Source organism: Sediminibacillus massiliensis, assembly GCF_900156915.1.
In the GTDB taxonomy this organism is placed as follows: Bacteria; Bacillota; Bacilli; order Bacillales; family Amphibacillaceae; genus Sediminibacillus_A; species Sediminibacillus_A massiliensis.
Map to the genome: position 1 here is coordinate 100,021 of NZ_LT732535.1, position 21,122 is coordinate 121,142.

General features: G+C 42.5%; 25 protein-coding genes and 1 other annotated feature. Of the genes, 23 read left to right on the plus strand and 2 right to left on the minus strand.

Annotated elements, in window-relative coordinates; genetic code table 11:
• The first annotated feature begins 5 nt into the window (after positions 1–5).
• From CZ434_RS00985 to yajC, 20 genes are all read left to right on the plus strand, one after another.
• A complete protein-coding gene (locus CZ434_RS00985; RefSeq protein ID WP_077621367.1) occupies positions 6–1,463 on the plus strand; it encodes an Rne/Rng family ribonuclease in 1,458 nt (485 codons plus the stop codon).
• A gap of 36 nt (positions 1,464–1,499) precedes the next feature.
• Positions 1,500–1,574 (plus strand) — a sequence feature (ribosomal protein L21 leader region).
• 12 nt (positions 1,575–1,586) lie between these two features.
• The gene (gene rplU / locus CZ434_RS00990) at positions 1,587–1,895 is read left to right on the plus strand and encodes a 50S ribosomal protein L21 (protein ID WP_077621368.1); all 309 of its coding nucleotides are present in this window, start codon (positions 1,587–1,589) and stop codon (positions 1,893–1,895) included.
• Between the two features lie 12 nt (positions 1,896–1,907).
• A complete protein-coding gene (locus CZ434_RS00995) occupies positions 1,908–2,240 on the plus strand; it encodes a ribosomal-processing cysteine protease Prp (RefSeq protein ID WP_077621369.1) in 333 nt (110 codons plus the stop codon).
• 14 nt (positions 2,241–2,254) lie between these two features.
• Positions 2,255–2,545 carry a 50S ribosomal protein L27 gene (gene rpmA, locus CZ434_RS01000; protein ID WP_077621370.1) on the plus strand — a complete coding sequence of 97 codons (291 nt, stop codon included), beginning with the start codon at positions 2,255–2,257 and terminating at the stop codon, positions 2,543–2,545.
• Positions 2,546–2,671: 126 nt separating this feature from the next.
• A complete protein-coding gene (locus CZ434_RS01005) occupies positions 2,672–3,220 on the plus strand; it encodes a Spo0B domain-containing protein (protein ID WP_077621371.1) in 549 nt (182 codons plus the stop codon).
• A 6-nt stretch (positions 3,221–3,226) separates the two neighbouring features.
• Positions 3,227–4,507, plus strand: a complete 1,281-nt coding sequence (obgE, locus tag CZ434_RS01010) for a GTPase ObgE (RefSeq protein ID WP_077621372.1) — start codon at positions 3,227–3,229, stop codon at positions 4,505–4,507.
• Positions 4,508–4,560: 53 nt separating this feature from the next.
• The gene (locus CZ434_RS01015; RefSeq protein WP_095742879.1) at positions 4,561–5,010 is read left to right on the plus strand and encodes an ACT domain-containing protein; all 450 of its coding nucleotides are present in this window, start codon (positions 4,561–4,563) and stop codon (positions 5,008–5,010) included.
• A gap of 16 nt (positions 5,011–5,026) precedes the next feature.
• Entirely contained in the window at positions 5,027–5,884 is an 858-nt protein-coding gene (pheA, locus tag CZ434_RS01020) for a prephenate dehydratase (RefSeq protein WP_077621374.1), read from the plus strand.
• A 156-nt stretch (positions 5,885–6,040) separates the two neighbouring features.
• Entirely contained in the window at positions 6,041–7,348 is a 1,308-nt protein-coding gene (gene safA, locus CZ434_RS01025) for a SafA/ExsA family spore coat assembly protein (RefSeq protein ID WP_095742880.1), read from the plus strand.
• Complete coding sequence (locus CZ434_RS01030) at positions 7,341–8,300, plus strand: aminoglycoside phosphotransferase family protein (protein ID WP_084778741.1); 960 nt, start codon at positions 7,341–7,343, stop codon at positions 8,298–8,300. Before safA ends, CZ434_RS01030 begins: the two co-directional genes overlap by 8 nt.
• A gap of 32 nt (positions 8,301–8,332) precedes the next feature.
• Positions 8,333–9,070 carry an NAD(+) synthase gene (gene nadE / locus CZ434_RS01035; RefSeq protein ID WP_077621377.1) on the plus strand — a complete coding sequence of 246 codons (738 nt, stop codon included), beginning with the start codon at positions 8,333–8,335 and terminating at the stop codon, positions 9,068–9,070.
• Positions 9,071–9,167: 97 nt separating this feature from the next.
• Positions 9,168–9,698, plus strand: a complete 531-nt coding sequence (locus CZ434_RS01040; protein ID WP_077621378.1) for a YhcN/YlaJ family sporulation lipoprotein — start codon at positions 9,168–9,170, stop codon at positions 9,696–9,698.
• A gap of 178 nt (positions 9,699–9,876) precedes the next feature.
• A complete protein-coding gene (locus CZ434_RS01045) occupies positions 9,877–10,626 on the plus strand; it encodes a YebC/PmpR family DNA-binding transcriptional regulator (RefSeq protein ID WP_077621379.1) in 750 nt (249 codons plus the stop codon).
• An 88-nt stretch (positions 10,627–10,714) separates the two neighbouring features.
• Positions 10,715–11,284, plus strand: a complete 570-nt coding sequence (locus CZ434_RS01050) for an intercompartmental signaling factor BofC (RefSeq protein ID WP_077621380.1) — start codon at positions 10,715–10,717, stop codon at positions 11,282–11,284.
• Between the two features lie 825 nt (positions 11,285–12,109).
• On the plus strand, positions 12,110–12,727 hold the full coding sequence (ruvA, locus tag CZ434_RS01055) for a Holliday junction branch migration protein RuvA (RefSeq protein ID WP_077621381.1): 618 nt from the start codon (positions 12,110–12,112) through the stop codon (positions 12,725–12,727).
• Positions 12,728–12,742: 15 nt separating this feature from the next.
• A complete protein-coding gene (ruvB, locus tag CZ434_RS01060; protein WP_077621382.1) occupies positions 12,743–13,744 on the plus strand; it encodes a Holliday junction branch migration DNA helicase RuvB in 1,002 nt (333 codons plus the stop codon).
• A gap of 5 nt (positions 13,745–13,749) precedes the next feature.
• Complete coding sequence (locus tag CZ434_RS01065; protein WP_179107347.1) at positions 13,750–13,941, plus strand: DUF2905 domain-containing protein; 192 nt, start codon at positions 13,750–13,752, stop codon at positions 13,939–13,941.
• Between the two features lie 20 nt (positions 13,942–13,961).
• Entirely contained in the window at positions 13,962–14,990 is a 1,029-nt protein-coding gene (gene queA / locus CZ434_RS01070; protein WP_077621384.1) for a tRNA preQ1(34) S-adenosylmethionine ribosyltransferase-isomerase QueA, read from the plus strand.
• 26 nt (positions 14,991–15,016) lie between these two features.
• Positions 15,017–16,156: a tRNA guanosine(34) transglycosylase Tgt gene (gene tgt / locus CZ434_RS01075; RefSeq protein ID WP_095742881.1), complete on the plus strand. Its 1,140-nt coding sequence runs from the start codon at positions 15,017–15,019 to the stop codon at positions 16,154–16,156.
• A gap of 18 nt (positions 16,157–16,174) precedes the next feature.
• On the plus strand, positions 16,175–16,438 hold the full coding sequence (gene yajC, locus CZ434_RS01080) for a preprotein translocase subunit YajC (protein ID WP_077621386.1): 264 nt from the start codon (positions 16,175–16,177) through the stop codon (positions 16,436–16,438).
• 60 nt (positions 16,439–16,498) lie between these two features.
• Here yajC and CZ434_RS01085 read toward each other — a convergent pair whose 3' ends face one another.
• Positions 16,499–16,882: a TIGR04086 family membrane protein gene (locus tag CZ434_RS01085; protein ID WP_077621387.1), complete on the minus strand. Its 384-nt coding sequence runs from the start codon at positions 16,880–16,882 to the stop codon at positions 16,499–16,501.
• 175 nt (positions 16,883–17,057) lie between these two features.
• On the opposite strand from CZ434_RS01085, the gene CZ434_RS01090 reads away from it, so the two are divergent.
• Positions 17,058–18,356 (plus strand): ArsB/NhaD family transporter, encoded by a 1,299-nt coding sequence (locus CZ434_RS01090; RefSeq protein WP_077621388.1) that lies wholly within the window; start codon positions 17,058–17,060, stop codon positions 18,354–18,356.
• A 71-nt stretch (positions 18,357–18,427) separates the two neighbouring features.
• Positions 18,428–19,096, plus strand: coding sequence for a DUF421 domain-containing protein (locus CZ434_RS01095; protein ID WP_077621389.1), 669 nt, complete (start codon positions 18,428–18,430; stop codon positions 19,094–19,096).
• Positions 19,097–19,130: 34 nt separating this feature from the next.
• On the opposite strand, the gene spoVB is transcribed toward CZ434_RS01095, so the two are convergent.
• The gene (gene spoVB, locus CZ434_RS01100) at positions 19,131–20,684 is read right to left on the minus strand and encodes a stage V sporulation protein B (protein WP_077621390.1); all 1,554 of its coding nucleotides are present in this window, start codon (positions 20,682–20,684) and stop codon (positions 19,131–19,133) included.
• 124 nt (positions 20,685–20,808) lie between these two features.
• On the opposite strand from spoVB, the gene CZ434_RS01105 reads away from it, so the two are divergent.
• Positions 20,809–21,105 (plus strand): post-transcriptional regulator, encoded by a 297-nt coding sequence (locus tag CZ434_RS01105; RefSeq protein WP_077621391.1) that lies wholly within the window; start codon positions 20,809–20,811, stop codon positions 21,103–21,105.
• The last annotated feature ends 17 nt before the right edge of the window (positions 21,106–21,122 follow it).

Here is a 21,122-nt window from a genome sequence, read left to right on the forward strand (position 1 = left end):
AAACGATGGTGAAAATTTATATTCAAGCTTCCGCTACCGAAAAAATCGGTGTAGTGGAAGATTCTGGTGATGTGAAAGAAATAATTATTGACCGACCCGGGATGCAGGATAATGTCGGAAGCATTTACTTAGGAAAAGTCGTCAAAATAGAAAAAGGTCTGCAAGCAGCTTTTGTGGACATCGGAGAAGAGAAGCTTGGTTTCCTGCAAAAAAAGGAAATCCCGGCTTCGAGGAAGGAATCAACAGTCCGGTTGGAAAGTCTCGTAACAGAAGGACAGGCTGTCATCGTTCAAGTTAAGAAGGCGGCATATGGTAATAAAGGGGCGAGTCTTACATGCAACATTACATTGCCGGGTTTGGATGTCATCTATCTGCCGTATGGAGGCTATGTTGCTGTTTCAAAGAAAATAGAAGAACCGGCAAGGACAGATCTAAAACGGTTGGCAGGCGGGTTTATTGATGAACAAGAAGGCGCGATTTTCCGAACATCCGCCAAGGAGGTTCCATCTGAAAAATTGGAGATGGAATATAAGCGATTAAGACAGAGCTGGTACGAATTGACCGCCACGATAACGAAACGCAATCCCCCCATCCGTCTCTTTGAAGATGCCCAAATTCCGGACCGGATTATCAGGAGGTTCTCTTCAGGCAGCATGGAGACTATCCACGCAGACAGTGTTGAATTAGCCAATAAGATTAGGCAAAGGTATATAACGTTGGAAAAGAAGGTTCATTGGAATAAAGATTTGGAGGAACAATTGTCAGTCAATCAGCTGCTGATTGAGTCGATCGTTCCGAAAGTCCCCGTAAAGGGTGGCGCAGAGTTGTATATCGAGCAGACAGAAGCCATGGCCGTCATTGATGTCAACACGGCTGGTTATACAGGCAAACGCGATAAACAGCAGACAATTTTAAATGTCAACCTGCAAGCGACAGAAGAAATAGCCAGGCAAATCCGTTTGAGAAACATGTCCGGAATAATTATTGTTGATTTCATCAATATGCAAAGTGAAGAGGATAAAAATGCAGTCATCGGACGTTTGAAAAAGGAATTGGGAACCGATCCGGTCCGGACGGAAATATACGGTTTTACCAAACTGGGTCTGTTGGAAATGACCCGCAAACGAGAGTCTCTGCCGTTAACTTATTTGTTGTCCGGTAAAATCAATCAGGGCTGTTTGCCTCTGACTTTGGAAACAAATGCTTATATGCTTGAACGGGAACTGCTGGCACGCCGAAGACAGGAGGCAGACGTCATAATAGTTTCCGTACCTGGTGAATTAAAACGGAAGCTTCGTCAATTGCTCCCATTGCAACGGCTGGCTGAAGGAGTGAATAAGTCTGTTTACTTGATAGAAGAGGAAAAAACTGATACATTTGAGATCGTCTTTACAGGAAGCGAACAGTCAGCAAAGTTGTTTTTAACAAATAAAAACGATGATACTGTTGACAAACTTTTTTAATCTATGATAACATCAGTATGTTATTCATTGTAGCACCCATTGCTACAACCGCTCAGAACAGGTTATTAAGTCAACAGAGTTGACACCTGAATGGCGAGTCTTAGTCTTAGAGGAGGTGCAGTTATGTACGCTATTATTGAAACTGGTGGTAAACAAGTCAAAGTTGAAGAAGGCCAAGCTATCTACGTAGAAAAAGTAGAAGGTGAAGTAGGCGATTCTGTTACTTTTGACAAAGTGCTTATTGTTGGTGGTGACGATGTAAAAGTCGGCGCTCCTTTTGTAGATGGTGCTTCTGTTACAGCTAAAGTTGAAAAACAAGGCCGTGGCAAAAAAGTTACTGTTTTCAAATATAAGCCAAAGAAAAACTATCAACGCAAGCAAGGTCATCGTCAACCTTACACAAAACTTACCATTGACAAAATCAATGCATAAGGTTTTGATTCGATGATAAAAGTGACTGCACATCGTAAAGATGGCAATATTTATGCGTTTGAACTGAGCGGCCATGCTGACAGTGTTTCAGAAGGCTATGACTTAGTCTGCGCTGGTGTTTCAGCAGTTTCGTTCGGATCTGTAAATGCTGTTATCAGGTTATGTGAAATGGAACCCATCATTGAGCAGGCTGGTAAAGAAGGCGGCTATTTACGGATGGAACTGCCTGAAGGCTTATCAGATGAAAAGAAATCAAAAGCGCATTTGTTGCTCGAGGGTATGATGGTATCCTTGGAGACCATAGCTAGAGACTATGGGAAATATATAACCATCTCTGAAAAATAAGGAGGTGCATTTCAATGCTACGTCTAGATTTACAGTTTTTCTCCCAGAAAAAAGGTCAAGGTAGTACAAAAAACGGCCGTGACTCAGAATCTAAACGCCTAGGTGCCAAGCGTGCTGATGGTCAATTTGTTACTGGTGGATCTATTCTTTACCGTCAACGCGGTACTAAAATCTATCCAGGTGCAAACGTAGGCCGTGGTGGAGACGACACTCTATTTGCTAAAGCTGACGGTGTTGTTAAATTCGAACGTTACGGACGCGATCGCAAAAAAGTGAGCGTGTACCCGGTAGCTCAAGAAGCTTAAGGTGACATAAAAAAGACTCTAGCCTGTTGGTTAGGGTCTTTTTTTTGGTCTATATCGTTTCATTCCGGTTTTAGTGGGGACTCTTTTTTGCTATAATTTTCATATTACTGGTGGGGAGAGTTTAAAATGAAATCGGAAGAAGTCATTAGCCTTTTGGGTAATTACCGGCATGATGTGTTGAATGAATTGCAATTATTGATGGGTTACGCATCGATGGGAAAACTGGAAAAAGTGCAGGAAAAGTTAAATTCTGTCGTTTCCTCATTCGAAAAAGAGAGGAATATTTCCAATCTGGGGATGCCTGAAACGGCTTTGTGGGCAATATGTTTCAATTGGAATTATGACAATTACCGATTGAATTATCACGTTGGAAATATAAAGGAGAAACTTACCGGCCAGGATAGTATCATATTATCTTTGTTAAAAGAGATAATGGAAATAATGGACCGGTTCACCGATCAGATGGAATTCTATGAAGGGGATTTAAGATTCCAAAGCGGGAATGGTAAAGAAGTATTGGCCGGTATGCAGCTCTCGTTTTCTGGTGTTTTCACCGATTTATCCGGACTTAAAAAGCAATTGATTGCAGTCGGAAGCTTAGACAGCGTAAACATCATACCAATGGAAGACAATAAACAATGTACACTCGTCATGGATGTGCAACTGAAGAGGTGATCTACTGTGTTTGTCGATCAAGTAAAAGTATATGTTAAAGCAGGAGATGGCGGGAATGGACTCGCTGCATTCAGAAGGGAAAAATACGTGCCGATGGGGGGGCCTGCCGGCGGTGACGGTGGAAACGGCGGAGATATTATTTTCGAAGTGGACGAAGGCCTTAACACGTTGATGGATTTCCGCTACCAGAAACACTTTAAAGCAAAACGCGGGGAAAATGGCATGAGCAAGGGTCAGCATGGAAAGAATGCAGAGCCCCTTATACTTGCCGTTCCACCGGGCACAACAGTTAAGGATGAAGAAACAGGACAACTGTTAGCTGATTTGGTGGAACATAAACAGCAAGCGGTAATTGCCAAAGGAGGACGCGGTGGAAGAGGGAATATCCACTTTGCATCGGCAAGGAATCCTGCTCCGGAACTGGCTGAAAACGGCGAGCCGGGAATAGAAAGAAATATACAAATCGAATTGAAATTGATAGCGGATGTCGGACTGGTCGGATTTCCTAGTGTAGGAAAATCGACGCTTCTGTCTGTAGTCAGTGCAGCTAAGCCGAAAGTTGCTGAATACCATTTCACAACGCTTTCTCCAAATTTAGGTGTAGTGGAGACCGGAGATCAGCGCAGTTTTGTAATGGCAGACTTGCCGGGTTTGATAGAAGGAGCCCATGAAGGTGTAGGTCTTGGCCATCAATTTTTGAGACATGTGGAAAGGACGAGGGTGATCGTCCATGTAATCGATATGGCTTCTACCGAAGGCAGGGATCCATATCAGGATTATTTATCCATCAATAAAGAACTTAAAGCATATGACCTGAAATTGGAAAACAGGCCGCAAATCATTGTTGCCAACAAGATGGACATACCCGGTGCAGAAGAACAGCTCGACTATTTCAAACAACAGCTGACAGATGATCATCCAATTTATCCGGTTTCAACTGTGAGGAAGGAAGGTCTCCGTGAATTGTTGTTTGCGGTTGCCAATACGCTGGATTCCATCCCGAAAGAAACGTCGGCGATAGAAGAAACGGAAGATCGTGTGGTTTACAAGTTTGAAAAAGAACAGGAAGCTTTTGCGATTACAAGGGACCCGGATGGTGCGTTTGTACTTTCAGGAGACAAAATAGAGCGCCTCTTTAAGATGACTGATTTTAACCGGGATGAATCCGTACGCCGGTTCTCCAGACAGATGAGGGGGATGGGAGTCGATGAAGCTCTCCGTAAAAAAGGAGCCAAAGACGGGGATACAGTCCGCTTATTAGAATATGAGTTCGAATTTATCGAATAGTTAATATGTGTCTCCGGTGTGTAATGTAAGAGGAAATTCAAAGGGGAATGAAGATGCCTGAAAAAGAAGAACAATTCTATCTAGTGAGAAGCGACATCCTGCCGGAATCGATGAAGAAAACAATCGAAGCTAAAGCGTTGATCGAAAGAGGAAAGGTAGAGTCAGTATTTGACGCGGTCAAACAGGTTGATTTATCAAGGAGCGCTTTTTATAAATACAGGGACGCGGTATTTCCATTCCAGGCAATGGTCAAAGAACGAATGATAACTTTGTTTTTTCACTTGGAAGACCGGACAGGTACCTTATCCAATTTACTTGCTACCGTCGCAGGAGCCGGCGGTAACATTTTAACCATTCACCAGACTATTCCCCTTCAAGGGAAAGCCAATGTCACCATATCTCTGAATACCTCTGGGATGAACACAACCATAGAAAATTTGATACAGCAATTAAAGCGAATGGATTTTGTTGACAAGGTAGAAATATTAAGCACAGGAGCATAGACAGGGGGAGTTATTTTTGTCGAAAAAGATTGGGTATCTGGGCCCTAAAGGAACATTTACCAAGATAGCTGTTGATTCCTTATTCAACGGAGAAGTGAAGAAGAGCTACGCTACGATCCCGGAATGCATTGACGGGGTTCAGAATGAAGAGATAGATATCGGTGTAGTGCCGTTGGAAAACGCCATTGAAGGTACTGTACATTTGACCATCGATTATATGATTCATCAAGTAAGGCTGCCGATAATAGCAGAGATAGTCGTCCCGATTAAACAGCATTTACTTGTTAATGACAAATTTGACCAGTCACGTGACCAAATAGCAAATGTATACTCCCACAGTCACGCAATTGCACAATGTCATCAATACTTACATAAGCATTTGCCAGACGCGGATATTCATTACACTACCTCAACCGGCAGTGCTGCTGAGTTTGTATCAGAGTCAGACGCCAGTAATGCTGCAATCGGCAATGAACTGGCCGCAGAAGAATATGGTTTGACTATCCTTGCCAAAGATATACATGACTATGCAAATAACCATACACGATTTGCTGTACTTTCTAAAACTGGAGACCCGGTACAAATCAGGGAACAAACTATCGAAACACAAAAAACGACTTTGATGATCACGTTGCCTAGTGATTATGCCGGAGCACTTCATCAGGTGCTGTCCGCGTTTGCCTGGAGAAAGATGAACCTTTCTAAAATTGAGTCCCGGCCGATGAAAACGGGGTTGGGCAATTACTTCTTTATTATCGATGTCAACCAACCATATGACAGCGTCTTGTTTCCCGGGGTTCAGGCTGAATTGGAGGCTTTGGGCTGCAAGGTCACCATATTAGGCACTTATCCAGTATTTCATATGCACTTATAAATATTAGACCGGTCCATGATTGGGCCGGTCTATTTTTGTATGGAAAAAATTTTTATGAAGTAATCAACCTTTTCGGGACATTCGCATATGTTGTTATTGAATTGTTCTATAAATAGCCTAATTGATAATAGCTTTATAGAAGGGAGTTTCAGTATATTGAAAATTCATGTCGTGCAAAAAGGCGAGACTCTATGGGAAATATCGAAGAAATACGGGGTCGATTTCAACGAATTAAAGCAAGTGAACTCACATCTTTCAAATCCTGATATGATTATGCCTGGAATGAAAATTAAAATTCCCGGCTCTTCAGTTCAAGTGAAAAAGCAGGGGACATTAGACAAGGAAATGAAAAAGTATCCTGCTGACAAAGCGAAAGAAAAAAAGGAAACAGCAAAACAGGAGATGCAAGAACAGTACGGAAAGGCAAAAGATAAAAAGCAGTCGGTTAAGCAGGGAATGGAAGATGCATACGAAAAGATGCATGGTAAATCACAAGACAAAAAAGACTTGCTGCAAGGCCTGAGCAGCAAAGCGAAGGGTATGAAGCCTTCCTTGAAGGATGAAGTGGATCAGCTTGCAGGGAAAGCTCAATCGATGAAAGAAGATATGAAAAAACCGCTCACGCACCACCCGTACAAAGATACGTCACCTAAGTCTATGCCAGTAATCAAAGAAGATGATGATAAGAAAGCAAAGAAAGAGCACTGGCCGATGAAACCGATGGACATACCGAAAGTGCCAATGATGGAGCAGCATATGGAAAAGTTTCCTACATCGATCAATATTCCGGAAATACCGAAATATACCAAGCCAAAAAAACAAGATCAGCCGGAAACAGTAGCACCTGCTCACACCATGCCGCAGCAGCCTGTCATGCCATCTTATTACCCGGTGATGCCTTGCATACCTGTAAACCCGGTGCCGTATCCGGTACACACCCAGCCGAATCAGGTGATGGGCGCAGAATATGGAGGAGTGCATCATTACTACAATCCAAATTGCTATCCGGCAATGAATTACCCGCAAACAATGCCTTTCGGTTCAGACTTAATGGAGTCATCATCTGAACCGCAAATGCCGCAAATGCCCCAGCAAGTGGCAGGTATGGGCACTTCGGATTGTGGTTGCAGTGGTAAGAAGCCAGCTTCCTCTTTTCCGGATTATGATCCGAACTATGGTATGCATCAGGGAGGGTATCCAGCCCAAATGCTCCCGTATGGAAATGAAGGCATGCCATCTTCCCCATATCAGGGGCACCTGCCAGGCTTCGGTGGAGGATTCCAGCCGATGCATCAGCAGCCGGGAGGGTTCCAATATCCGGGATATCACCAGCAGCCTGGTAATCCGTTCCAGGGGGGATTTTATCCAGGCCAACAAATGCAGCCTGGTATGTCATCAGGTGATCAGGGTTTTTCCATGCCTTACCCACCATATTCCCGGGAAGAAGAGGAAGAAAGTGAATAAGTCCAATATAAGAGACGGTCGATTTATTGATCGTCTCTCTTCCTTTTTAAAGTCACAAGGTAATCTTACGGTCAAAGGATTGTCCCATATAAAACATGATGTGTATCAAATAAATACAGAGGGAAGCAAATATATATTGAAAGGAAATAAGGACTATCATATCCTCGATCAACAATTGGAATTCTTTAAAAGATGTTCCTATCCAATTTTAATCAGGTTTGTTTCTTTCCCCAATGGGGAAGTTTTTTTATATGGTTTCGGTTTATATTGGACACTGGCCATATTTCAACCAGGTAGAGGGTTAGACTTTAGTTCACTCGATGACCGAGTAGAGGCAGTATCGGCAATTAGGATGTTTCATGATGACTGCAAGGGAATTGAATTGCCCGCACCGTTAATAAGGCCACCGCTGTATTTAAAATGGGAACAGCGCCTCAAACGTTGGAAAATTTCGAAAGAGACTGTCATACAGTTGGGATTTGAGAAACTGTGGAAGGATATATGGGAGGAATCCGCCAAACAGTTAAATATTCTTCACAAATTGGATTGGTATGGATTGGAGAAAAAAGCTGTCGAAGAGCTGACTTGGATCCACGGGGATGTTGCTGCACATAACTTTTTACATGACGGAGCGTCAGGTAATACATTTCTTATCGATTTTGATTTACTTGCATTGTCACCGCAGATTTATGACTGGATTCAACTTGGACAAAGGTTTCTTCCATATATGAGCCATGACATCGGAAATCTGAAACGTGAGCTGGCGATGGATTCGGAAGATTGGATTGTATGTGCTAATAACATTGCTTTTCCAAGTGACCTTATCCGTGAATGGTGGGTACTCATGTCAGAAGAATCACCTCGGATAAATTGTATATCTTATTTGGATAGATTGTCGATTCAATGGGAATGGAGACGTGACTTTTTGAAAGAAGCAAGAAGTATGCTATGATAAATTATTATTGAATGGGAAGGGGAATAACAATGCAGGAAAAAGTAGAAAAAATTGTGGCATGGTTACAAGAAAAAATAAAAGAAGCAAATGTTAACGGGCTGTTGGTTGGTGTCAGCGGTGGGATAGACTCAGCTGTAGTAACCCATCTTATCAAGCGTGCAGCACCTGACAATTCCTTGGGAGTGATACTTCCATGTAAAAGTAATCCACAGGATATGGAGGATGCCAAAAAAGTAATCGACAGCGCAGGTATTAATTCCATCACTGTGGATCTTACTGAAACACATGAAGTCCTTTTCTCCAACATTCAAACTCAATTACGCGAACAACAAGATGAGAATGAAGACAGCCAGCAATTGGCTGATGCCAATTTACGTGCAAGGCTTCGTATGAGTACCTTGTATGCTTTGGCTGCTAATTACGGTTATCTGGTTGTTGGAACGGATAACGCTGCAGAATTTTATACCGGCTATTTCACCAAATATGGTGATGGCGGAGTAGACCTTGTCCCGCTTGTAAGCCTGGCTAAGGGTGAAGTACGGGAAATGGCCAAGTATCTTGGAGTGCCGGATGATGTTGTAAACAAAAAGCCAAGTGCAGGATTATGGGAAGGCCAGACCGATGAAAGCGAAATGGGTGTTACCTATGATACGATTGACAGGTATCTTAAAGGAGAGGAAATTCCGCAGGAAGACAAAGATATTATCGAGCGGTTGCATAAAGCATCCGCGCATAAACGAGAGATAGCTCCAGGACCTTCGCTGTAAGATTTTACGGATGGGAAAGTCAGGAAACAGTGGGAACAGATAACTGATTAAAAAAACCTTCGTTACTCATTCTATTGAGTAAGGGAGGTTTTTTAAGATGAAAAACGCATTTGCAAAATGCATTATGCTTGTTCCGTTTATTTTGGCTGGATGTATGCAGAATGAGAGTGATAATCGGATGATCGAAGAAGGTATGGAAGATTCGACGATGCCGATCAATTATGGAACCAAACAGGAAGCGGAAAACAGTTTAGGGAATGAAGAAAAGGGAGACAGGTTTGAACAAGAGCAGGCCCAGCATTTGCATGATTTTCAGGAAGATATGGAGGCTCCTCACAATAAGCCTGATTCTTATAACAAAGAATTTTACAATGAAGAGGCATCGAAGATATCCAGTGAACTAAACAAATGGGATGAGATTAAAATCAGCCAGGTTTACGTCTCCGATGAAAGGATCATCGTTGCCTTACTGTTGAATCAAGAATTCGATGAACATTCCCCGAAAATCGCGGAACGTGTCGAAAGTCATGTGAAAGAAGTTTCTCCGGGAAAAGAGGTACTCGTCTATACTGGCGATATCTACTGGAACCAAATGAGAGATAATGACGGCCGTGATACATCCAGTTGATAACAAATCCTTTACTGCTGTCTTGTATGCAGTAAGGGTTTTTTGTTTATTTTCTTCCTGTTGTAAAACTTTTTCCTGCCAGATTATTATGTTATAGTAAAGAAGGATAAATCCCTGATTTGATTGGGATTCAGCTTTTATATTTATTATAATTAGTTAGAAGAGAGGAGAATGTCCGATGGCGGGTCATTCTAAATGGAAAAACATACAACGACGCAAAAATGCACAAGATGCAAAGCGCGGAAAAATATTTATGAAAATGGCTAAGGAAATTTTCGTTGCCGCCAAACAAGGCGGAGGGGATCCTGATATGAACCCATCTCTTCGCCTTGCAGTTGACAAGGCAAAAGCCAATAATATGCCTAATGACAATATCGATCGTGCTATCAAGAAAGCTACAGGAGACTTAGAAGGGGTCAACTATGAAGAATTGACATATGAAGGCTATGGACCAGGCGGTGTAGCTGTAATGGTCCAAGTTTTGACAGATAATAAAAACAGAACAGCCTCCGAAATCCGGCATGCATTCAACAAAAATGGCGGGAATCTAGGGGAAAACGGCTGTGTGGCATTCATGTTCGACCGTAAAGGTTACATTGAAATCGACCGAGAAACTACTGAAGCAGATGAAGATGAAATGCTGTTAGTAGCAATTGAAGCTGGTGCGGAAGAAATGGAAACAACCGATGAAACGTTTGAAATTTATACAGATCCTGAAAGTTTCGGGGAAGTTAAAAGTGCCCTCGAAGAAAACGGCTATACTTTGGAAACAGCCGAAATTACCATGCTGCCTCAGACTTTATCCCCGTTAAGCGAAGATGATACGAAGAAAATGATCAGACTCGTAGAAACATTGGAAGATAACGAGGATGTACAGGATGTCTATCACAATCTTGATGCGGATGATGAAGTGCTTGCACAGCTATAGTTAATTTTATCAATGATTACACCCCATGGATAATACTTTTATTTTCGGAAACACTGTTAATAGAAGAACATACATGGGGTGATTTATTATGAGAATTTCTAAACTGTTCTTAATTTCAGGTATGGCAATCGTAGGGATATTCTTCTTATCTGTCTTCTATTCTGATTGGAGCCTGGCAAAAAGCAGTCAGAATGCCAATACGGAAGAAAATGACGGCCGTTTAGCGGTTCAGAAAGATCCTTTGGAGATAGAAGTCATCCTTCAAAGGCACTATATGGACGGAAAAGTGGAAGCAGATTCACACAAAGAAACAGTGTGGGCGATGGAAGACTTTTGGGCATATTATGACGGCTGGCAAGTAATTGATCAAAAAGAAGGAGAAATTATTTTCCGAAAGGAAGTGGCCGATATTTCTCCATATATGAAAGAGAATGGTTACTTCGGATTGCGAGATGGTCAATTGACTATCTTTGAAGGGCTCCCAATGCATGAACAGGTCATTCAGTCCTTTTATCAAATTGACACAAAGGAACTGGAGAGCTACCAGGCAAAGCAGTTGAGAGAAGGAATCAAGATTGATTCCAAGCAAGTATATCAATATGTTTTGGAAGCATACCGGGACATGGCCCCATCGCCGTCCAGGTCTGTAAACAGCTGAAGTTCAATTTCAAGACCCCAATTCTTAAGTTGGGGTCTTTTTGCAATCAATTCCCCAGTCAAACTCCGGAATTACCATAAACTACGACATACTTTAGTATAACTTCCTTCCATCCATTTCGGATTGAGCGGTGGTCCAGCGCTGCGGAAAAACACTCGCTTTCCGTGGGGAACGCTTCAGCCTCCTCGCCGGAAAACCACCAGCTGTGGGGTCTTCAGACTGTTCCTTTCCCACTGGAGTCTCGCATTTTTCCGCAGCTCGGTATAGTTTTCTGATTAGGTGAGAAGTAATTCTGAAATGTGTCTAACATGGTTCTCCCTAACAAGAATGGAGAAAAACCTTACGCAACGAGAGGCAGAACAAGTTGACTCTTGCGGTTACAGAACATCTTTGTACCAGAACCCCAGGATTTTGAAAAGACATCCATTCATTTACACCGCAGAAAATTGACCTTTACTTTTCAAGGAGTGTCGCATTTTTCCTTCCCTTTTGTAGAACATCTAATCAAGTGGGAAATGCTCCTAGATTTGTTTAACATGGGATCCCTAGCCAAAATTTAGAAAAAATCAAAAAGCGAAGTGTTCTGCCGCAGCGAAGTTATACCACTCATTTTAATCAGAACGAGAGGAAGTCTCTCTAAAGTGAATTTTCACTATGTCCCAGTTTCTCTCAATAAGAAAATCAACAAGAACTACAAAACAGAAAGTTTTTATTATATTCCTTCGTTTTCGATTGTTTGTCGGGAAAGCCGCTATCGTGATTCTATACGAACATACGCTTGTATGGTAAGATAGAGGGAGGTTCAGGGAATAGGAGAGAGTATTGATGATTGCATACATACAAGGCAAACTGGCATTGATTAACGAAGAATCTGTCATAGTCGAGACAAATGGGGTTGGATATGAAATAGTGTGTGCCAATCCATATAATTTTCAAGAAGAGATTGGCGGCCAGGTTCTCATTTATACGTACCATTATATAAGAGAAGACAACCAAACCCTTTACGGATTCAAAAAGACGGACGATAAACTGTTATTCTCTAAATTATTGAATGTATCGGGAATCGGTCCTAAAGGAGCACTTTCCGTTTTAGCTACTGTAAGGGTAGAAGAATTCGCCGCAGCAATAGAAAGAGAAGATGACAAATTTTTAACCCGTTTTCCGGGAGTAGGCAAGAAAACAGCCCGGCAAATGATACTTGATTTAAAAGGGAAACTCCCATTCAGCATCGATATCAACGAAGGGTTGTTTGAAAATAATGGACAAGGTGACAAAAACACTGAGACAGATAACACGGCCCTGAATGAAGCGATAGAAGCGATGAAGTCACTTGGCTACACCGAACGGGAAGTGAAAAATATTGTTCCGCAGTTAAGGACTGAACAATTGGCCAAAGCAGATGATTATATCCGCAAAGGGCTGGCTTTGATGATGAAGAAATAACCAAGGGGTGGTAATGTGGAAGAACGGATGATATCAAATGAAATGCAACAAGAAGACGAATCGATTGAATTAAGTTTACGCCCCACGACATTGAAGCAGTATATTGGCCAGCATAAAGCGAAGAATAACCTCAGCATATTTATAGAAGCCGCAAAAATGAGAAATGAACCGCTTGACCATGTGTTGTTATATGGTCCTCCGGGTTTGGGTAAGACAACCATGGCTTCCATTATCGCCAATGAAATGGGTGTTCAATTTCGCAGCACGTCCGGACCTGCCATCGAAAGGGCTGGCGATTTGGCGGCTATCTTATCTTCCTTGGAGGCGGGTGATGTACTCTTTATTGATGAGATTCACAGACTACCGCGATCGGTGGAAGAAATATTATATCCTGCAATGGAAGACTTTTGTTTGGATATTGTCATTGGAACCGGGCCAAGTGCAAGGTCAGTCCGTCTCGATCTGCCTCCGTTCACCCTGGTTGGCGCTACTACCAGAGCGGGACTTCTGACTGCTCCACTACGGGACCGTTTTGGAGTATTAAGCAGGTTGGAATTTTATGACACGAATGACTTGTGCTCCATTGTTGAGAGGACTTCGGATATTTTCAATGTGGCAATCAAAAAAGATGCAGCAATAGAGATAGCGCGTAGGTCGAGGGGAACACCGCGTATTGCCAACAGATTGTTGAAAAGGGTGAGGGATATTTCCCAGGTCAAAGGGGAAGTCGAGATAACAAAAGACACAACCGACAATGCTCTGAAAATGCTTCAGGTGGATGCTGAAGGATTGGACCACATCGACCATAAGCTTCTTTTGGCTATCATCGATGGGTTTAAAGGCGGCCCGGTCGGATTAGATACGATATCGGCAACGATAGGGGAAGAATCCCAGACGATTGAAGATGTTTATGAACCATTTTTATTGCAAATGGGTTTTATACAGCGGACTCCGAGGGGAAGAATAGTAACGGAGAAAGCATATAGACACTTTGATCGGGAGGTGCCGGAAGCTTGACCGGAATGGGAAAAATATTTATTGTTATAGGGGTTGTGTTTATCATTATTGGGCTTGTGTGGGGAATATTCGGCAGGCTGCCTGGAGATATCAGCTTTAAAAAAGGCAATGTATCGTTTCATTTTCCTATCATGACCTCTATTATTGTTAGCGTGATCTTGACGTTGATTATGTTTATCATCGGCAGATTCCGTTAAGGGAAAGTAAGGAGATTACTATGGATATAAATGATTTTGATTTTCATTTACCGGAAGAACTTATCGCTCAGACTCCATTGAAGGATCGAAGTGCTTCCCGGCTGCTTGTCCTGGACAAGCAGGAAGAACAACTGTCCCATAAGCATTTTTCCGATATAACCGAGTTTTTAAGACCTGGTGATTGTCTTGTCTTGAATAACACGCGTGTTTTACCAGCACGGTTATATGGAAGTAAGCTGGATACAGGGGCAAAGATAGAAGTCCTGCTTCTTCATCAGCAGGAGCAGGATGAATGGGAAGTTCTCGTAAAACCTGCGAAAAAGATAAAAACGGGATCGGTCATCACTTTCGGGGAAGGCAAATTAAAGGCTACATGTCTTGAGGAACAGGACCATGGCGGCCGGATTTTAAAATTCGAATATGAAGGAATCTTTTTGGAAGTATTGAATGAGCTCGGGGAAATGCCCCTTCCTCCTTATATCAAGGAGCAGCTGCCAGATCGGGAAAGATACCAAACAGTGTATGCCGAAGAAGAAGGATCTGCCGCGGCGCCTACTGCTGGTTTGCACTTCACCAATGAATTGCTTGAAAAAATAAAAGCAATGGGCGTGGAAGTAGCCTTTATTACACTCCATGTAGGCTTGGGGACATTCAGGCCTGTCAGTGTCGATTCTATTGAAGAGCATGAAATGCATGCAGAATTTTACCATATGTCGCAGGAAACCGCATATCAATTAAATCGGATCAAACAAGGCGATGGAAGGATCATCTCGGTAGGGACGACCAGCACCAGAACTTTGGAGACGATCACAAGGGATAACCACGGAGAATTCAAGGCTTCAAGTGGCTGGACGGATATATTCATATATCCTCCGTATGAATTTACTGCTATTGATGGTCTGATTACGAACTTCCATCTTCCGAAATCAACCTTGATCATGCTTGTCAGCGCTTTGGCAGGGAAGGATTTCGTCTTGCGTGCCTATGAAGAAGCGGTCGCTGAGCGCTACAGGTTTTTCAGCTTCGGAGATGCCATGCTAATTATTTAACGACTTTTGAAAGGAAGGGTGCAGCAATAGTGCCAATCACCTATGAACATATAAAAACATGCAAACAAACTGGTGCCCGACTGGGGAGAGTCCACACCCCTCATGGTTCTTTCGAGACACCTATGTTCATGCCTGTAGGAACACTTGCTACAGTCAAAACAATGAGTCCGGAAGAATTGGAACAGATGGGAGCGAAAATCATCCTGTCAAACACCTACCATTTATGGCTTCGTCCTGGAGAAGACATCGTCCGGGAGGCAGGCGGACTTCATTCCTTTATGAATTGGGATGGAGCGATACTTACTGATTCCGGTGGCTTTCAGGTTTTTAGTCTTAGTGACCTGAGAGACATCGAAGAATCCGGTGTCCATTTCCGCAATCATATAAGCGGGGAGAAGTTGTTCCTTTCGCCGGAAAAAGCGATGCATATCCAAAATGCACTTGGTTCTGATATTATGATGGCTTTTGATGAGTGTCCACCGTATCCGGCCACTCACGAATATATGAAGGCATCGGTTGAAAGGACCAGCAGGTGGGCGGAAAGGTGTCTGGAAGCCCATCAAAGGCCGAGTGAACAAGGGTTGTTCGGGATCGTGCAAGGAGGCGAATATGAGGATCTACGCCGACAAAGCGCTAAAGATTTGACTTCACTTGATTTTTCCGGTTATGCAGTAGGCGGCTTGTCTGTCGGTGAACCAAAAGACGTAATGAATAAAGTGTTGGAATTCACTACCCCTTTACTGCCGGCAAATAAACCCAGATACTTGATGGGGGTTGGATCTCCCGACTCATTGATTGATGGTGCGATCAGGGGCATTGATATGTTTGATTGCGTATTGCCAACTAGAGTTGCCCGCAATGGAACATGTATGACTTCGACAGGCCGTCTGGTCGTTCGGAATGCCAAATTCGCCCGGGATTTCAGGCCGATCGATGAGAATTGCAGCTGTTACACTTGCCGCAATTATTCGAGAGCTTACATTCGTCATTTAATTAAGGCTAATGAAACATTCGGCTTCAGATTAACTACTTACCATAATCTTTATTTTCTGTTAGAATTAATGATGCAAGTCCGCGAATCAATAAAAAATGATCGACTTGGCGATTTCAGAGAGGAATTTTTTGAAAAATATGGTTTCAACAAACCTGATGCAAAAAATTTCTAATAGAAGGGAGGAAATGTAGTGGAATTTCTTATCCAATTATCACCGATAATTTTGATGTTTGTGATTTTTTATTTCCTTTTGATCCGTCCACAACAAAAGAAACAGAAGCAAGTAAGACAAATGCAATCTGACTTGAAAAAAGGAGATAAAGTAATTACGATTGGCGGTATGCATGCAACAGTACATGCGATCGATGAAGGAACATTAGTGCTTACTACGCAAGACGGTACGAAACTTACATATGATCGTTCCGCTGTAAGAGAAGTCGTAGCACAGGGTTAATTTATCAGGCTATGAACTTAGAAAGACTGACAAGGAGTCAGTCTTTTTTAATTGGTTTTATTATTGAGAAGAATCTCCCGAACTGAGATTCACTCCAAGTACCCCTCCAAGCATAGATGCAAGCAAAAAACCAGCATGATGAACCAATTGTTGCAGTGACATGCCAGCCTGGTAACCTAAGTATTGATAAAGCAAGATGAAGAGAATGAATCCCGCACCTGTCAGGAACCCAAGAATCCAGCCTTTTTCTTTGCCTTTCAACCCTGAGGCAAGCCCTCCGATAAATAAAGCGGCAACGCTGATTGATAATGTTGCCCAGCTTAAAGCTGGAGCCCCGAAAGCTGTAAAACGCAATAATATCGATAAGATAAAACTAGCAGTAAGCATGATCCCGAAAATGATAATCCATCCATAGAGAAGCGCAGTAAATCTTGTTTTTATCATCTTCTAACCCTCCCCTGTTTGTCCTGTTACAACCATTCTATTCCTGTGTTTATAAATTAGAATTAAATATTTTGACAAGCCTTGAATACATTTATAGAGATGGCCCGTATGCGGCATGGACCATATCAAAGTATGGACTGCGAAAAGACAAGCATCCTCGGGGGGAGGGAACGTAATGTCTGCCACAATTGCTATAATTGTTTTTGTAGTAAGTTATTTTTTCATCATGACTGAAAAGGTCAACAGAGCACTTGTTGCTCTCTCTGGTGGGGTATTATTCCTGTTGACGGGTATTTATGATTTCGAGGAAGCTTACACGCATTATATTGATTGGAATACCATTGCATTGCTGTTTTCGATGATGGTCTTAGTATCTATTACCAAGAAAACAGGTTTGTTTGAATACATTGCTATCGCATTTGCCCAGAAAGTGAACGGAGAACCGATCCCGTTGTTGGTTGGTTGTGCTATTTTGACGAGTGTCGGATCAGCACTACTGGATAATGTCACGACAGTGTTATTGTTCGTTCCGATTGTCCTAACTTTGACAAAGCTGTTGGAACTGCCGCCATTTCCGTATTTATTGACGATCATTTTCAGCGCGAATATAGGGGGAACGGCCACCCTTATAGGGGATCCGCCGAATATTATGATCGGCCAAGCTGTGGAACACCTTACATTTCTTTCGTTCATCGTCCACTTGGGACCAGTGGTAGTGGTTTTGTTTATTCTAATGGTATCAGGAATCGTACTATTATTCCGGAAGCACCTTCAGAAGAACGACAGGCAAGTCGACAAAATGATGCGAATGGACAGCCAGCATTATTTGATTAAATCTCCGATGCTGTATCAGTCGATAACCGTCCTGTTAATGACAATCTTCGGTTTTCTGCTTCACCCTGTATTTCACATTGAGTTGACGACAGTCGCTGTGTGCGGCGCTGTATTATTACTCTTGTTGACTGATAAAGAGTCAAGCGCCGAAAAAGTATTCGGAGAAGTGGAGTGGGTTACCTTGTTTTTTTTCATCGGACTGTTCATGCTTGTAGGCGGTTTGGAAAAAGCGGGGGTGATCGATGAATTGGCAAGAGGGATAATGTGGCTGACACAAGGTGATCTGCCCAACACCGCTTTGCTGATCCTTTGGACTGCGGGCTTGTTTTCCGGGATCATTGATAATATTCCTTTCGTCGCAGCGATGATTCCGGTGGTAAAGGAATTCGAATCTTACGGGATGGCTAACTTGGATCCTTTATGGTGGGCGCTTGCGCTGGGAGCTTGTCTGGGTGGCAATGGAACCTTGATCGGAGCTTCGGCAAATGTAGTCGTAGCCGGTTTAGCTGAAGGAGCGAATCAAAGGATTCCTTTTGTCCGTTTTCTTTTATATGGACTGCCGTTGGTGTTGATATCCCTAATAGTTTCCACTATTTATGTTTACATCAGATATCTTCTTCCTTTCCAGCAAGGTCTTTAGAATAAATAGCACATATTTGGTGAAGATATAACCCAAAAAGAAAATCACCGAAGGAAAGTGGGCTTTATTTAATGGAGCTTGAAATAGGGAAGATAGTTTTTAGAACGGTTATCTCTTATATTATCATCGTATTTGTCTTTCGTTTGATGGGGAAGCGGGAAATCGGGGAATTGAGCTTGATGGACATTGTCGTATTTATCATGGTTGCTGAAATGGCTGTTTTCTCGATTGAAGATACGAAAATGCGATTCCTGCACTCTTTGATACCGATCGTTATCCTGTTTTTGATCCAGCGTTTTACAGCTTTTTTGTCTTTGAAGAATCAGAAGTTCAGAGGATGGTTTGAAGGCAAACCATCCGTTATCATTTCCAGGGGAAAAATAGATGAACGGGAAATGAGGAGACAGCGATACAATTTCAACGATCTCATGCAACAACTCAGGGAAAATGGTACAAAAAGCATACAGGACGTCGAATTTGCTATACTGGAGTCCTCCGGAAAGTTGTCCATATTTGAAAAATCGGAAGGCGAGCAAGCAGTTTCTGCAGATGGCTATGCTGTACCAGTAGTCGTGGATGGCAAGATACAGCAGTCAGCCTTGGAAAAAATCAATAAGGACGAGGCCTGGTTAATGGAAGAATTGGAAAAGGGTGGCCATTTGCCGGTCGAGACGATATCCTTTTGCTCCGTTGATGGAAACAACAGATGGTTTGTAGACAGAAAAGATGAACGAAAATAACTGGATGGAGCAAACCATCCAGCTTTTTTTTTGGCTATTTTATCCGTTTTTTGAAGAAAGGCAATTGCTTTAGTTCTTCTTTTGTAAGGAATTTGAATTGGAACAGGAGGAAAATATAACCAATTGTCAGTACGAGTAGCAGAGCAAGAAAGACCGGTAAATTTGTTTCATATCCTGCAAATAGATACCTTAACTGGCTTCCTCCCAGAAGAGTTATAATGAACAGTCCTGCCATTTTAATGATTTCTTGTATTGGTATCCTGAAAGATATTACTTTCATCAAAGTGCCAAGGTGGAGCAAGGTGCCAAGTACGACTCCTACAACCATCCCGATCGCTACGCCCATTATGCCGAAATCAGGATTTGTGGCGAATATCAACATGACGATGAATTTAACTCCCGTACTTATAATGCTGTTCCACATTGCAGCTTTAGCATGATTTAAAGCCTGCAGGGTCGCATTTAGCGGGAACTGGACATATAAAAGCAGGAAGAAAGGGGACATGAATAGTAAAAATCTACTTGCGCCTGTGCTTCCATACATGTAATTGAGGATAGGAACGGAAAATAACATTAATAGCACGGTTGAAATCGCTCCGGATGCAAAAGATATCCTGATTGCCTGATGGATTCTGTAGTGCACGAGTTTGTGATTTTTTTTGGCGTCCGCTTCGCTGATATTGGGGACCATTGCCACAGCCAGGGAGTGCGTAATAAAAGTAGGTATGAACAAAAGCGGCAGGGCATATCCGGTCAGCTCACCATACTGTTTGGTGGCTGCCACCGTATGCAAGCCGGCGATGGCGAGACTTTGTGCCACAAGAATAGGTTCCAGAAAATTGGAAACGGAACCGACCAATCTGCTTCCAGTTCCAGGAAGGGCTATCGACATTAATTCTTCGAATGTTTTTCTTCCGGTTTTGACATATTGAAAAACATGTTTTCTCATTTTCATCCGTTTCTTCTTTTTGAACATACTTAACATAAACATCAGCGAGCAAAGCTCGCCGACAATAACGGAGAACATTGCACCAGCAGCAGCGAATTCGACACCATAAGGTAGAAAGAGCTTGACCATAAATGCTACACAGCAAATCCGCACGACTTGTTCGATTACTTGGGCATAACTTTGGGGTTTCATGTTTTGCCTGCCCTGAAAGTATCCCCGAATCACGGATGATACAGCAGAAATAGGTACCATCGGACTGATAGCTAACAATGGATAAAGGACTCGTTCATCAGTTAAAAATTTGGTGGCGACGATAGGGGCCAGAAAGATTAATCCAATCGTAAAGAAAATGCTCAGCGTTCCGGTGATTGTCAATGAAATAATCAATATCTGTTTTATTTTACGTAAGTCCCCGTGTGCTTCTGCTTCTGCAACCCGTTTCGAGATGGCAATAGGAAGGCCGAATTGTGTTAATGTATAGATGAGGAAAAGAGTTGGAAGAGCCATCATATACAGGCCGATCCCTTCTTCACCCATAAGGCGGGCAACAATAATTCGGTTGATAAATCCTAAAAACCTCGTAATCATCCCCGCTAATATCAAAATTAACGTTCCTTGAAGAAATGTCTGCTTGGACACTTTAACGACCTGCCTTCTCAAATATTTAAAATTCATATACAATGAATGTATATGCAAAACAGTTGGCCAAGCATGACAGGCTTTGATTATTTCGGAAATGTTAATTAACGGAGGAGTCAGTCGAATGATAGAAACAAGACGTGTCAGTGAATGGAAAGCAAGTTTGACTACTGTGACAGAGAGCAAGGTGGAAGAATTCAAACTGCTTGGCTATTCAAGAGCTAATGCTGAGGAGATATGGGACTGTCTGGAGAAAAAAGTCTGGAAAGGGGATCCGGAAAAGAAGCTCCATGAAGTAGTAGCCGATATTTTTCATTTAAGTTCATCCATTTATATGACTTATTTGACGATGGAAGCTTATCAGGACGATGATCTGCTTGCTTCGATTGCTGCAATATCACAGGGCGGTGAGTCTGGGTGAAAATGTGTTATTGACCC

Coding starts and splice junctions, on each gene's coding strand:
- rplU (WP_077621368.1), top strand. CDS start 1,587: ATGTACGCTATTATTGAAACTGGTGGTAAACAAGTCAAAGTTGAAGAA.
- CZ434_RS01015 (WP_095742879.1), top strand. CDS start 4,561: ATGCCTGAAAAAGAAGAACAATTCTATCTAGTGAGAAGCGACATCCTG.
- CZ434_RS00995 (WP_077621369.1), top strand. CDS start 1,908: ATGATAAAAGTGACTGCACATCGTAAAGATGGCAATATTTATGCGTTT.
- nadE (WP_077621377.1), top strand. CDS start 8,333: ATGCAGGAAAAAGTAGAAAAAATTGTGGCATGGTTACAAGAAAAAATA.
- CZ434_RS01065 (WP_179107347.1), top strand. CDS start 13,750: ATGGGAAAAATATTTATTGTTATAGGGGTTGTGTTTATCATTATTGGG.
- CZ434_RS01045 (WP_077621379.1), top strand. CDS start 9,877: ATGGCGGGTCATTCTAAATGGAAAAACATACAACGACGCAAAAATGCA.
- CZ434_RS01105 (WP_077621391.1), top strand. CDS start 20,809: ATGATAGAAACAAGACGTGTCAGTGAATGGAAAGCAAGTTTGACTACT.
- CZ434_RS00985 (WP_077621367.1), top strand. CDS start 6: ATGGTGAAAATTTATATTCAAGCTTCCGCTACCGAAAAAATCGGTGTA.
- CZ434_RS01050 (WP_077621380.1), top strand. CDS start 10,715: ATGAGAATTTCTAAACTGTTCTTAATTTCAGGTATGGCAATCGTAGGG.
- CZ434_RS01005 (WP_077621371.1), top strand. CDS start 2,672: ATGAAATCGGAAGAAGTCATTAGCCTTTTGGGTAATTACCGGCATGAT.
- CZ434_RS01090 (WP_077621388.1), top strand. CDS start 17,058: ATGTCTGCCACAATTGCTATAATTGTTTTTGTAGTAAGTTATTTTTTC.
- CZ434_RS01040 (WP_077621378.1), top strand. CDS start 9,168: ATGAAAAACGCATTTGCAAAATGCATTATGCTTGTTCCGTTTATTTTG.
- ruvA (WP_077621381.1), top strand. CDS start 12,110: ATGATTGCATACATACAAGGCAAACTGGCATTGATTAACGAAGAATCT.
- queA (WP_077621384.1), top strand. CDS start 13,962: ATGGATATAAATGATTTTGATTTTCATTTACCGGAAGAACTTATCGCT.
- CZ434_RS01085 (WP_077621387.1), bottom strand. CDS start 16,882: ATGATAAAAACAAGATTTACTGCGCTTCTCTATGGATGGATTATCATT.
- rpmA (WP_077621370.1), top strand. CDS start 2,255: ATGCTACGTCTAGATTTACAGTTTTTCTCCCAGAAAAAAGGTCAAGGT.
- CZ434_RS01095 (WP_077621389.1), top strand. CDS start 18,428: ATGGAGCTTGAAATAGGGAAGATAGTTTTTAGAACGGTTATCTCTTAT.